At 40.2% G+C, this 13049-nt stretch carries 13 protein-coding genes; all 13 read left to right on the top strand.

What is annotated here, in order from left to right; all coding sequences use genetic code 11:
* Positions 1 to 3: 3 nt before the first annotated feature.
* The 13 genes from SULBA_RS08040 to SULBA_RS07985 all read left to right on the top strand — a co-directional run bounded on the left by SULBA_RS08040 (position 4) and on the right by SULBA_RS07985 (position 13048).
* Positions 4 to 1164 carry a PepSY-associated TM helix domain-containing protein gene (locus SULBA_RS08040; protein ID WP_014769793.1) on the top strand — a complete coding sequence of 387 codons (1161 nt, stop codon included), beginning with the start codon at positions 4 to 6 and terminating at the stop codon, positions 1162 to 1164.
* A 238-nt stretch (positions 1165 to 1402) separates the two neighbouring features.
* Positions 1403 to 3367 (top strand): TonB-dependent receptor domain-containing protein, encoded by a 1965-nt coding sequence (locus tag SULBA_RS08035; RefSeq protein ID WP_014769792.1) that lies wholly within the window; start codon positions 1403 to 1405, stop codon positions 3365 to 3367.
* A gap of 18 nt (positions 3368 to 3385) precedes the next feature.
* Positions 3386 to 4021, top strand: a complete 636-nt coding sequence (locus tag SULBA_RS08030) for a hypothetical protein (RefSeq protein WP_014769791.1) — start codon at positions 3386 to 3388, stop codon at positions 4019 to 4021.
* A gap of 67 nt (positions 4022 to 4088) precedes the next feature.
* A complete protein-coding gene (locus tag SULBA_RS08025) occupies positions 4089 to 4397 on the top strand; it encodes a hypothetical protein (protein WP_014769790.1) in 309 nt (102 codons plus the stop codon).
* 31 nt (positions 4398 to 4428) lie between these two features.
* A complete protein-coding gene (locus SULBA_RS08020) occupies positions 4429 to 6489 on the top strand; it encodes a TonB-dependent receptor plug domain-containing protein (RefSeq protein WP_014769789.1) in 2061 nt (686 codons plus the stop codon).
* An 8-nt stretch (positions 6490 to 6497) separates the two neighbouring features.
* On the top strand, positions 6498 to 6908 hold the full coding sequence (locus SULBA_RS08015) for a hypothetical protein (protein ID WP_014769788.1): 411 nt from the start codon (positions 6498 to 6500) through the stop codon (positions 6906 to 6908).
* Positions 6909 to 7029: 121 nt separating this feature from the next.
* Positions 7030 to 7254 carry a FeoA family protein gene (locus tag SULBA_RS08010; RefSeq protein ID WP_014769787.1) on the top strand — a complete coding sequence of 75 codons (225 nt, stop codon included), beginning with the start codon at positions 7030 to 7032 and terminating at the stop codon, positions 7252 to 7254.
* Positions 7251 to 9710, top strand: a complete 2460-nt coding sequence (gene feoB, locus SULBA_RS08005) for a ferrous iron transport protein B (RefSeq protein WP_014769786.1) — start codon at positions 7251 to 7253, stop codon at positions 9708 to 9710. Before SULBA_RS08010 ends, feoB begins: the two co-directional genes overlap by 4 nt.
* A 19-nt stretch (positions 9711 to 9729) precedes the next feature.
* Positions 9730 to 10032: a hypothetical protein gene (locus SULBA_RS08000; protein WP_014769785.1), complete on the top strand. Its 303-nt coding sequence runs from the start codon at positions 9730 to 9732 to the stop codon at positions 10030 to 10032.
* A gap of 78 nt (positions 10033 to 10110) precedes the next feature.
* Positions 10111 to 10932: a DUF4198 domain-containing protein gene (locus tag SULBA_RS07995; protein WP_014769784.1), complete on the top strand. Its 822-nt coding sequence runs from the start codon at positions 10111 to 10113 to the stop codon at positions 10930 to 10932.
* A 40-nt stretch (positions 10933 to 10972) separates the two neighbouring features.
* Positions 10973 to 12124 (top strand): GGDEF domain-containing protein, encoded by a 1152-nt coding sequence (locus SULBA_RS12775; RefSeq protein WP_014769783.1) that lies wholly within the window; start codon positions 10973 to 10975, stop codon positions 12122 to 12124.
* The gene (locus SULBA_RS12880) at positions 12103 to 12222 is read left to right on the top strand and encodes a FeoB-associated Cys-rich membrane protein (protein WP_014769782.1); all 120 of its coding nucleotides are present in this window, start codon (positions 12103 to 12105) and stop codon (positions 12220 to 12222) included. Before SULBA_RS12775 ends, SULBA_RS12880 begins: the two co-directional genes overlap by 22 nt.
* Positions 12209 to 13048, top strand: coding sequence for an ABC transporter ATP-binding protein (locus tag SULBA_RS07985; protein WP_014769781.1), 840 nt, complete (start codon positions 12209 to 12211; stop codon positions 13046 to 13048). Before SULBA_RS12880 ends, SULBA_RS07985 begins: the two co-directional genes overlap by 14 nt.
* Position 13049: the final 1 nt, after the last annotated feature.

The raw sequence follows: 13049 nt of genomic DNA, 5'->3' as shown, positions 1-13049 counted from the left end.
GAGATGCAAAAGAAGGTATGGTTTTATGTGCATTGGTTTTTAGGGCTTTTTGCAGGAACTGTTTTGGTTATTGTGGGGCTTAGTGGGGCAGTGCTCTCTTATGAAAAAGAGATTTTTGAGATGATAAATAAAGAGAGTTTAGTGGTTACGGTACGTGAACAAGAACGCCTTACGCCAGAAGCCCTTTTAGAAGCATTTGCAATGGCTAAACCCAATGCTACGCCCAGCGCAATCACTCTTTTCTCAGACCCAAAAGCGTCTGCTTCCATTAGTGTGCAAGGTCAGGGTGGGGGAAGAAATACGATGGTGTATTACATGAACCCTTACACAGGTGAATTACTCCCTGAGCTCAAAGGGCGTCAATTTTTCAGAGCTACATTGGATTTACACCGTCGCTTAATGCTATCAGAAGTGGGAAAACAATTGGTTGGGGCATCAACCATTGGGCTTATTATTCTTTGTTTCTCTGGGGTATATTTGTATTGGGGAAGTATTCGAAGAAGCCTTAAAAAGAGTCTTAGCATTAATTTTAAAGCCAAAGGCAGAGGCTTTTTGTATCAGTTGCATAGCGCTTCTTCTTTATGGATGTTTCCCTTTTTAGTGTTCATTTCTCTTACGGGGCTTTTTTGGTCGTACGATTGGTATAGAGCCTCTTTGTATACTATGGCAGGCGTTGAAATGCCCAAAAAAGGGATGCATCATGGACAAAAAAAGATGCCCAAACAAGCTGAGTCTCTAACGGAAGTAAAAAGCATTCAAAAGCCAGTTGCTGTGGAGGGTGTAACGCAAGCATGGAGTTTTTTTGAATCGACATTATCCAAGCCTTATGCCTATGCTACACTGCGTCTACCTTCTTCTAAAGGGGTGTATGAGTTTACTTATATGGATGAAAATGCTCCCCATTCACAGGCGATAAATATGCTTAGTGTCCAGATGAAAGATTTAAAAGTACTCTCGCATACACGCTACGAAGATAAAGGAGTGGGAGAACAAATTTTGACGAGTATGTTACCGCTTCACAGTGGAGAATTTTTTGGATGGGGTGGAAGAATCGTGATTTTCTTAGCCAGTTTAGGGATGCTCTTATTTGCTCTAACAGGCGTTATACTTTATATCAATAGACGTAAAAAACTACACAAAAAGTTTTTAAAACCAACACCATAATTATTTTTCCTTATTCTTTTTAGCGTTTTGAGTGCTTTTTTAGGCACTCAAGCGAGTTTTCCTATTTTTATTTTATGATAAAGATTATCATGTTTATAGATAATTAAGCTAATTCTATTTATACTATCACTTTTATTTATGATATAGCCAGCCACAACACTTAGCCAGCCAGTATCGTCTACCTTTTATAAAACAGGATATTTACCGTTTTACATGTAAAGATTCCTAAGGAGATAGTATGCGAAAAAAAGGCGTTTTAGGGCTTAGTTTGGTGGCATCTTTATGTCTGCTTCCTGAGGGTATGTTAGCCGATGCTTTTATTACCTTAGAGAGTGTGACTTTGATGGAAGAGGCTTTGAGTGGTATTGGTGAAGCCAAAGTAATTTCCAAAGAGAGTTTGGAGAAAACACAAGCCAAAGAGATGAAAGAGGTCTTTAAAAATGAGCCTTCCGTCTTGGTGGGCGGTGGGGCGAGAAATGCCCAAAGGGTTTATCTACGAGGTATTGAGGGAAACAATCTTAACATTACCATTGATGGCGCAAAACAAGGTGGAAGTCTGTTTCAGCACATGGGTGATGTGGGGAGTATTGATCCTTCATTGCTTAAAAGTGTTGAGGTTTCAACCATTGCAGGAGCCGATAAAGGCAATGGGGCATTGGGGGGAAGCATTGCCTTTGAAACGGTGGATGCGCAAGATTTACTTAAAGAGGGGCAAGAGCTAGGAGCTACGCTTCGAGGTGGCTATTACAGTGCTTCAGATGGCGTGCGTGGTGGGACTTCCGTGTATGGAAAAAGTGGGCATGTGGGCATTTTACTGGATGTCTCTGGGCTCAATCAGCACGATTATCGAACAGGTAAGGGTGGTGATGCGGATAACACCGCTGTTAAAGATAGAAACTACTTCTTTAAAGCGAGTTTACTCGACTATTATGACCACAGTCTAAAACTTGGAGCGACACATACGACCAATGATGGGCATTATATTGCAGGCAGTTCTGGAAGTGATATGGGTGTACCAGATCCAAATGCGGCGACCAGTCATATCATCACGACACGTGATACCTATACGCTTGATTATCGTTACAATCCCCAAAGCGAGTGGATTGATCTTAAGGCAAACGTGTACTACAACGACCGCAATTACGACAACAAAACCAATCATACGGATGTAAGTAGTCAAAACTACGGTGGAAATATTAAAAATACGCTAGGTTTTGCGACAGGAGATGTCAATCATCTTTTTAGTGTGGGGATGGATTATGATATTGAAGATGGTGTTACTAAAGCCAGCTCAGGCGACATCACCAATACCTCTAAAACCTTAGGCGCTTTTGTTCAAGGCAGTTCCAATTATCAAATTGCCACGTTGCGCTATGGCGTCCGATTGGATGAGTATTCCATCGAATACGGCCCTAGCAATGAAGTGACAGGGCATGAATTTTCCCCCAATGTTGGCTTAGATATTGAACTCATCGAGGGATTGACCGCTTTTACCAATTACCGTGAGGCGATTAAAATCGGCAGTGTCATTCCTGTGCAATGGCTCTCTAACGCCAATGCAGCAACCACCTTTAATGGCACGTTAAATGGCGATTTGGAGCCTGAGAGTTCTAAACAGATTGAGGGGGGACTCCGCTATAAAACTAAAAGCCTTTTGGCAGATACAGACAGTATCGTCTTAGGTGTGAGCCTCTTTAAAACGACTATTTCAGATTTAATTTCCAAAAATCCAGCAGGTGGTCCTACCATTGCAAATATTTATAACAGCGATGTGGATGTCATCTCCAAAGGCTATGAACTTAAAGCCTCGTATGCCCTGGCTCCTTTTAAAACTTCGCTGAGTTTTTTACATGCCAATGTGGAGGATGAAAACGGTGTTGCCATTTTAAGTAGACGTATTGCGGGTTCTGTAGGCGATACCTTGGTTTGGGATACTTCATGGCGCATGAATCCCCAGTTTTCTCTAGGCTATACGCTGACTTCTGTGGGTAAATTGGACGATGAGATTAAGCGGGATAGTTATGTGGTGCATGACCTCTCTTTGGAGTATAAACCTGCATCTTTGAAAAATTTAACGCTTTATTTTGCCATCAACAACCTCTTTGACAAAGAGTACTACGCACAAACGTCATTTGAGAGCGGTGATACTTTGGTTGAAGAAGCGGGGCGTGATTTTAGAGCGTCCTTTAAATACGTATTTTAAATATCTTAAGGAGAAAACATGAAAAAAAGTTTGTTAGCTTTTATGGCTATTATTGGATTAAGTGCGCCTTTGGCAGCACATCAGTTGTGGTTGGAGCGTGAGGGCTCTGTGCTTCATGAGTACTTTGGACATTGGCTATCTTTTAAAGAAAAGGCGGATGGGAAACGTTTGGATGCGATTAAAGGCGTTGAGCTCAGTCCTAAAGATGCGTATCTTAAAACGGTACGAGGTGAGGATGGCATTGCCATTTTTGTCAATAAAGTAGGCGATATGGGTGTCACGGAAGTGATGACGCCTCGCAAGGGAAAATTTGTTGATTTTACCGTGCGTACGATTTTTCTAGCCCGTGAGGGACGCAGTGAGAGTAAAACACTTTTAGCGCTTGATATGGTTCCAGAATCACCAAATAGTAACACGTTTACCCTGATGCTAGATGGCAAAGCGCTTCCTAAAGCTAAAGTGGCACTCATGGCTCCTAATACATGGAGTAAAAATTTTATGAGCGATGAAGCAGGAAAAGTAACCCTTCAAACCCCGTGGTTGGGTAATTATGTGGCACAACTGGACTACACCGATAAAACCAAAGGCGAGGCTGAGGGGATTGCGTATGATCAAACCAATTATGTGATGACCTTGCATTTTAGTGTGAAATAAGGCCGAAAAACGGCACATCAACGTGCCGTTTTTCTTTTTACATGTAAAGATATTTTGGAGAAAAAAAATGAAAAAAAGTGTCGTTGTTATAGGATTAATGAGCCTTTTAGGAAATTCTTTGTTTGCGCACACAGCGCTTATGAGTTGCATGGAAAATGCGGATGCAACGATTACCTGCGAAGCGGGATTTAGTGATGGCTCTAGTGCGGCAGGAGTGATGTTTAAAGTGGTGCAAGAGGGAAAGGTGGTTTTTGAGAAAAAATTTGATGAGAACAGTGAGATTACCTTTAAAAAGCCACAAGGAGAATACACCGCCCTGCTTGATGGTGGCGATGGGCATAGTTTGAGCATTCCTAGTCGCTCCATTTTGAAATAATCGCTTTACATGTAAAAAGGAGGTGTACGTAATGCAAAGATACTTTATAGGAAGTTTGATTGCCAGTGTGGCTTTGTATGCCAATGAGGTACATTTTTTGGATGAAATTGTCACCATTGGTACGAAGAGTGAAAAGAGTGTGAGTGAACAGACGACACACGTTGAGGTTATCAACTCCGAAGAGATTGAAAACTCAGGGGCGAGTAATCTCTCAGAAGTGTTAAATGCAACCCCTTTCGTATACGTTGCGCCCTCAGGTAAAACGATAAGCATTCGAGGTATGGGGCATTCTGATACGCTCTTGCTCATAGATGGCAAACGGGTCAATGGTGAGTTTGCAAAAACCTATGAGCTAGAGCGAATTCCAGCTGGAATGATTGAACGCATTGAGGTTTTAAAGGGAAGTTCTAGTTTGCTTTATGGCAGTGATGCCATGGGTGGGGTGATTAATATCATTACCAAAAAACCCTCCAATGAGGATGTGAGTGGCAATGTGCAAGTAATTGGTGGCAAAGATAAAGAGAGTGTGGACACCTTTGTTTCAGGTAGGATCAATAAACTCTCCTACACGTTTTATGCCAACTATCTTAACCGTGATGCTTACTCTAAGTCAAAAAGCACCGATGTCAAAGTGATGCAAGGAGGCGTCGAAAAGTCTCCTTCCACTCTCACAGGAGTAGGTGCATCCCCTTTTGTTACGTTACGAAATAATCTTTCAAACAGTTACACAATAAGCAACGACTACACCGATAATTTAGAAACGAAAAACGTGGGTGGCTCTTTAGCGTACGATTTTGGTGATTTTTTTAGCGCCTATATTGAAGCGTCCTATCTTAAAGAGAAAAAAGATGGGCTTTATGTGAGTGAAAGCTATGCAACCAACTATAAAAATGCTGGCAATACCATTATGGCAAAGTATATTCCAGCGCACCAATACGATGATAATGAGCGTTTTAATATTGCCACAGGGTTTGATTATCATCCCAGTGAGACGCTTAAACTCACCTACAATCTTGCCTACTCTCGGTATGAAAAAGATAGAAAAGTCTATACCCCTTTGTGGAGTGAATTAGGCTACGCTTCCAAAGAAGCTTCCAAATCCAGTCTGAATGTCTCGACCTTAGAGTACCTCACCAATGATGCCCAACTTACATGGACGCTGGATCAAAATAACCGCATTATTACAGGAGCGGAGCATCGCATCCATGATGCCACATCTACCGCATATAATGTGGATGATAGAACTTATACAGGGGCTTTTGTCCAACACGAATATACGCCTTTTGAAAAGCTCCATTTTGTTTATGGTGTACGATACGATAGAACCTCTACGCATGAAGAAGAGACTTCATTGAGCGTTGGGGCAACGTATGACCTTTTGGAGTGTTTAAAACTGAGAGCCAGTTATGCGCAAGGGTTTCGAAGTCCTGATGATAGAGAACTCTATGTCAATCAAACCAACCCTAATGGCAGAAAAATGTTAGGCGCAACCGTGATTGATACGAGTGCGGGAAAGAGCTCGCAATACGACTTAAAGTCTGAAACAAGTGAAACCTTTGAAATAGGCTTTTTAACACACGGCGATAGCTGGATGTTCGATGTGGCAGCTTTTACTACCACTATTGATGATCGAATCTCCCAAGTCTCATACACAACAGGTGGTTCTAACTATAACACCTTTGAAAACATTAGCGACAGTGAAATTAAAGGGGTCGAGGCTACCTTTGATGTGGGATTGCACGAAAATGTCTGGCTTCAATTAGGCTATACCTACCAAGATGCTCAAAATAAAACAGAACATACCAAACTCTCAGACGTGCCAAAACGTATAGCAAGCCTGAGCCTTCGCTATACACCTATTAAAAACCTTGAGTTTCGCTCAACCACCAAATACATTGGTGAGCAAGAGGGCATTGATGGAGAGGATGTGGGAGGTTTTAGTGTAACCAATGTGAAAGTGATTGCTAGGGAGCTTTTCAAAAACACCGATGTGTTTGCAGGCGTGGATAATGTGTTTGAAAAGAGAACCCCTGATTACTTAGGTTTGTTGCCTGAATTTGCTTATTATGTAGGCTTTAATTATAAATTTTAGGAGAGAAAATGAAAAAAATTGTTTTAGCCATGCTGTGTGTTTGTATCTCTTTGATGGCAGAGGGGAAGAATCAAGCGTTTATTATTCATGATTTAATCACGTTGGAGATGCCTGGTGGTGCGATTAAGAGTGGGGCGTTGGAGCTCAGTGGCGATCAGGTGATTCGTATTTCTAAAGAGGTAAGACCCATTATGCATGAGACCTATCAATCCAAAATCAACGAAGCCTTTGGTCTGGAAAAACGAGTGCAAAAACTCTTAAAACAAGGCAAATCCAAAGAAGAGGTCTCTTCTTATCTCGATAAAATCGCAAGCATTAAACGAGAGGCAATGGATATTAAAATAGACGCATACAAAGCCTTTCAAGCCATTTTAACGCCTGAACAGTGGCAACGTTATTTAGCATTGAGTGAGCGTTAAAAGTAAAATTGTGATGCATTGCACAGAGAATAAGCACTTTCTAATTGAAAACAACTATCAAAGTTATTTTCTTTTAAGTCAAGTTGCTCTATCATTCCTGAATTAAATTTAAGGAAAGAACATGCATTTGGGTGAGCTTAGAAAAGGACAAAAGTGCAAGTTGATTACCATACATAGTATGGGAAAATTGAAGCAAAAATTATTAGATATGGGGTTTATTTTTGGGGCGAGTATTGAAGTAGTAAGAGAAGCACCTTTGTATGATCCTATGGAATTACGCATCCAAAATTATCTTGTGAGTTTAAGACGCAGTGAAGCCAGCCTTTTAGAGGTGGAGGTGTTATGATCAAAGTAGCACTTGCGGGTCAGCCAAACTGTGGAAAATCAACTATTTTTAACCTTGTAAGCGGTATTCATCAGCATGTCGCTAACTATCCAGGGGTTACCGTTGATAAGAAAGTAGGGCGCTTTGACTACCAAAATGAAAAAATTGAAATGGTTGATTTGCCTGGAACCTACTCTTTTAGCTCCTACTCACTAGAAGAGCGTGTCTCTAAAGAGTTTTTGTACGATGAGTCGCCTGATATTATTGTAAACATAGTGGATGCTTCTAACATCAAACGCCATTTGTATTTAACCTTTCAGCTTCTTGAAATTGGTATTCCTGTGGTCATTGTCTTAAACATGATGGATGTGGCAAGCCGTAGGGGAATTTACATAGACCATCAAAAAATAGAAGAGATGCTAGGGGTACCTGTGGTCTGTGCGAGTGGAGCAAAAGGCGAGGGTGGTGAGGCGATTATGCAAGCGATTGTTGCAACGTATCACCAAAAAGAGCAGTATCAAAATTTTAAAATGAATTATGAGGAGTTAGAATCTTCCATTCAAGAAATTGAAACAGAGCTTATCCATGCCGATGTACGTTTAAACAGGCGTTGGATGGCGATTAAAATTTTAGAAGAAGATAAAGCGCTAGTTGAAAAATTAGGGGATGAGTTTACCTATATTCAAGAAAAAGCGCAACGATGCGAGGAGCGTTTTCACCAAACGTATGATAAAGATATTGGTGCATTTTTAGCAGCTATTCGTTACGATTCTGCGGATTTGATTTTTCATAAATGCGTTAAAGTAACCAAACTGCATGAAGAGACCTTAACCGACAAGGTGGATAAAATTGTTTTAAACCGTTGGCTAGCTTTTCCTATTTTATTGTTGGTGATGTTTTTAGTCTATGAGCTTTCCATCGTCTATGGGTATAAATTGACCGATTATACGTGGCCACTTTTGGCTATGTTTAAAAATGTGGTGATTGATATTTTACCTGAGCCTGATTTGATTGACGTTCCTATGATAACGGACTTATCGATTTGGATGGTCAATAGTGCCAATGCTTTGATTAATTATATTCCTATCTTTTTTATCCTCTTTGCACTCATTGCGATTATGGAAGATGTTGGCTATATGCCACGCCTTGCGTTTATTTTAGACAAAGTCTTTAAAAAATTTGGGCTTCATGGACAATCCACCCTTCCTTTGGTATTAGGTGGAGCGATGGTCGGTGGATGTGCCGTTCCAGGCGTGATGTCGACCAAAGGCATTGCTGATGAGCGAGCGAGAATGGCTACGATTTTAGCGGTTCCTTATATGAATTGTTTGGCAAAAGTCCCTTTTTATACTCTCATTTTGGGGGCATTTTTTAAAGAAGAGATGGGTTTGATGATGTTTTATATCTCAACAGTCACTCTTTTTATTGCACTGATTGTCTCCAAACTTTTAACCAGTACGGTTTTAAAAACCAGAGAAACAGCGCCTTTTGTGATGGAGTTACCGCCGTATCATTTGCCTACGTTTAAAGGAGTGATTATTCGTGCAGCGCAAAGGGTTTGGGTTTACATTAAAAAAGTAGTGACCATTGTTTTAGCCGTAGCGATTATTTTATTTGCGATGTTGCAGTTTCCAGGACTAAGCCAAGAGGGGCAAGCTTCATACAATGAAAAAGTTCAAACCGCATTAAGTGATTTTGATCGTAAAGTTGCAAAATCGTCTTACTATACCATGGTTGATAGCAAAGAGAAAGTCTCTGCATTGGTGAATTATTATGATAATTACAAAGCAAAACGTATGGTTGTCTCAGGAAGTGAGGGTGCTAAAAATGTGGATGAAGCCTTTATGCGAAACGATGAAAATCTTTTTCGTTTTGTAAAACCAGAAAATGACAAAGATGCAAAAATTATCAACACTGCATTACGTACGCTTTCAAATGTTCGAAAAGATTTATTGCGTCAAATTAAAAATGAAAAGATTGAAAACAGTTTTCTAGGTATGCTAGGACATTCCATGGAGCCTATTACGCAATTTGCAGGGTTTGATTGGAAGATAAATGTGGCATTTTTAAGCTCCTTTGCAGCACGTGAGAGTGCCGTTGCCACCTTAGGTTCACTCTATGAAAATAACAAAGCAGATTCTAAACGTGCGGAAGAGGCCATGTATGAAAACAGTGGTTACAGTCCACTGCATGCTGTTGCTATTATTATTTTTATGGTTTTAACACCACCGTGTATTGCTACGATGATTGTGGTAAAGATGCAGGCTAATAGTTATAAATGGATGCTTTTTGCCATTTTATTTCCGATTACTTTAGGCATTATTATCTCTTCATTTATCTTCTCTTTTGGCTCTGTAGCGGGTTGGAGTGGCGTTGAGGCGATGAGCTATTTTTATGTAGCGATTGTCTTTTTAGCCTTGTTCTTAGGCTTGATGCCAAACCGTCAAAACGGATGGTTTGGTGGATTTAGAAAGTAAACTTTATAAAGGAGAAAAAATGTTTCGAAAAAGTGTATTTGGTCTTTTAGTTGCGGCAAGTTCTTTGTTGGCGCACTCTGCGATTATGAATTGTTTTGATAATGGCGATGGTACGATTACGTGCGAGGGCGGTTTTAGTGATGGCAGTAGTGCCAGTGGTGTTGAATTTCGTGTGGAGCAAGATGGTAAGGTACTGATTAAAGATAAAATGAGTAAAAACAGTGAATTTACCTTTAAAAAGCCAACAGGTACTTACACCGCTATCTTTAATGCGGGGGAGGGGCATCAAGTTGTTATTAATGGCAAGGATATTGCTCAGTAGTCTTAAAGCTCTTTAATAGGGCTTTTTATTTTTATCTAAAAACATGATAGTAATTATTAACATTATAAAGGAGTTTTTATGACAAAGAGTTTTCTAAAAGTTGCGTTGATCTCTTCTGTGATTGCTTCAAGTGCCCTAGCGCACTTTCAAATGCTTTATACCCCCAATATGGCACTCGAAAAAGGTGGCAAAATAGAATTACGCCATATTTTCACCCATCCTTTTGCGGATGAACATACCATGGATATGGGAAAACAACACGATAGCGAAGCGCTAGCGCCTGTGGTAGATTTTTTTGCTATCAATAAAGAGCAAAAAACAGATTTAAAAGCGAGTCTCAAAGAGATTACGTTTAAGGGTAACCATAACAGTGGCAAGGGCTTTGCCTCTGAGTATAAAGCACAAAAGATGGGTGACCACATTTTGGTGTTAACCCCTGCTCCGTATTATGAAAAAGGTGAAGATGCGTACATCCAGCAAATTACCAAAACGATTGTCAACGTGGCAGGTACGCCAACGGATTGGGATGCAGATTTGGGTCTTAAAGCCGAAATCGTGCCTTTAACCAAACCCTATGCGATTTGGGCAGGTGGCAGTTTTACAGGTGTAGTAAAATCCAATGGACAACCCGTACCCTTTGCCGAAATTGAGGTGGAGTATGTCAATCGAGATGTGGATCTAAAAACCAATAGCATGGGCAAAGATCGCATCAAAGCGCCTCAAGATGCGTTTGTCACCATGGGCATTAAAGCCAATAAAGACGGTGAATTTACTTTTGCAATTCCAAAAGCAGGTTTTTGGGGATTTGCGGCACTAGGTGTTGGTCCTGATAAAGAGTACAAAGGCAAAGAACTCAGCCAAGATGGAGTCATTTGGGTGGAAGCTAAACCTATGAAATAAAGACTAAAGAGAGGGCTTCCCTCTCTTTTATAGGAGATCCGTGATACAAAAATACTTCTTTTCATCCTTTTCCAATCGTTTTTTTAGCTTCCTTGTAATGGTGGGAGTCTTTTTGTATGGTGGATTTACCTTATACCAAACACGCCAGTTACTTCAACGTGGTGCACACGAAGAGATGCTTATGCTTTATGAGCTTTCTAAAAAAATGGATGCGCATGCTCTGCTGAATCCCCTAGTCGTTGAAAATGAAATGTACGAGAACCAAAAAGAGTTTTTTGATGAATATCAAAAAATAACGCCTTATAGTACCAATAAAGCATTAGAGAGAACATTGCCCTTTACGCTTTCTATACGTTTTTTTACGCCTAAGACCTTACCAGAATTTTTACGTACGGAGTATGAGGCGCTAGGGGAAAAGGAGCATGTCTATCGCTTTGATGCATCCTCATTAACTCTTTTTGGCACCTTTGCAGATAAGCAATGGGTCTTTATTCAAAAGGATGCACGGCATGTGCATGTTCTTGATCAAAAGATGGAGCATTTAATACTCTCTTTAGCAATTGTCTTCTTCTTAACCGTGGGGATGATCGTATTTTCTTCCTACGAAGCATGGATGTATCGTAAGAAAAAGGAGACGATTGAGTCAGAGTATGTGCATTTGGAAGAAGATGCTAAAAAACTAGCCTTTGTTGATGCCCTCACAGGGGTGGCAAGTCGTTTAAAATTGGCACAATCTTTGAACGACTTAATTGAAAATGCTAAACGGTTTTATCAACCTTTTTCATTGATTTTATGCGATTTGGACTCGTTTAAACGTATTAATGACACCCATGGGCATGATTATGGGGATGTGGTGTTAAAAAGGGTTGCACACACCTTGCAAGAGAGTTTACGCAGCAGTGATATTACTGCGCGTTGGGGCGGGGAAGAGTTTTTGATGGTCTTACCCATGACACATCTTAAATGTGCTATTCGCACCGCTGAGAAATTACGACGAAATATTGAGGCACTTTCTTTTGAGAAAATTCCCTTTATCACGTGTTCGTTTGGCGTGGTTGAGTATGCTATTGGGGAAGATGAAGCGGCTTTATTTAAAAGAGTTGATACCCTTTTGTATGAAGCAAAGACGGCTGGGCGCAATTGTATTAAATACGAAAAAAAGGATAAATTATGGTCGAAAACATTCTTTTAGGACTCATTACGTTGGGTGCTGTGTATTATCTCTATCGCACACTCTTTAAAAACAAGGGATGTGGTTGTGGTAAGGATAGTTGCAGTGGGAAAAAATAGCATTATTGAGATTTCGAATCTACACTATGCTTATGGGAAAAAGCCCATTTATGAGGGGCTGAATCTTTGCATTGAAAAAGGGAGTGTTTATGGCGTTTTGGGAAAAAATGGTGTAGGCAAATCGACACTGATCAATATTTTAATGGGGTATTTGGTTCCTCAAAAAGGAAAATGCCTGATTTTTGGTGAAGATTCGCATCATTTGAGCAATGAGGCAAAGGCAAAAATCGCACTCTTACATGAGGGGTTTATTAGCTTTGATTATCTCTCAATAGAGTATATTGAACGCTTTTTTGCTCCTTTTTACCCCAATTGGGATAGAGCTGTTTTTTACGATTTGGTTGATTTAATGGGGTTAGATTATGCTCAAAAACTCTCCACACTCTCATTTGGTCAGAAATCACAAGTGGTGTTAGGTACTTTATTTGCTCAAAATGCAGAGCTTCTTATCTTAGATGATTATTCTATGGGGCTGGATGCTGGGTATCGGTGTTTGTTTATTGATTATTTAAAAGCGTATATCGCTAAGAATGAGAAAACGGTTTTGATTACCTCGCATGTCATGAGTGATTTGGTAGGGCTTATTGATAAGATGGCAATTGTTCAAAAAGGTGGAAGCGTGTATCAAGGTACGATTCAAGGTTTTTGTGAACAGTTTAAATGTTATGAAGCACCCCTTGATGGTATTTTTAAACGTGATTGGGTGCATCGAATCGAAAAACATCTTGATAAACAAATCGTGTACAGCTTTCAAGAGCTTGAGGGTCTTAAAGAGCTTAGCTGTGATTTTGAGGCAAAATTTTTAGGTTTTGTGGGGAAATACTAAG

The sequence above is a fragment of the Sulfurospirillum barnesii SES-3 genome (assembly GCF_000265295.1).
Lineage (GTDB): Bacteria > Campylobacterota > Campylobacteria > Campylobacterales > Sulfurospirillaceae > Sulfurospirillum > Sulfurospirillum barnesii.
This window is presented reverse-complemented; position numbering and strand designations above follow the sequence as displayed.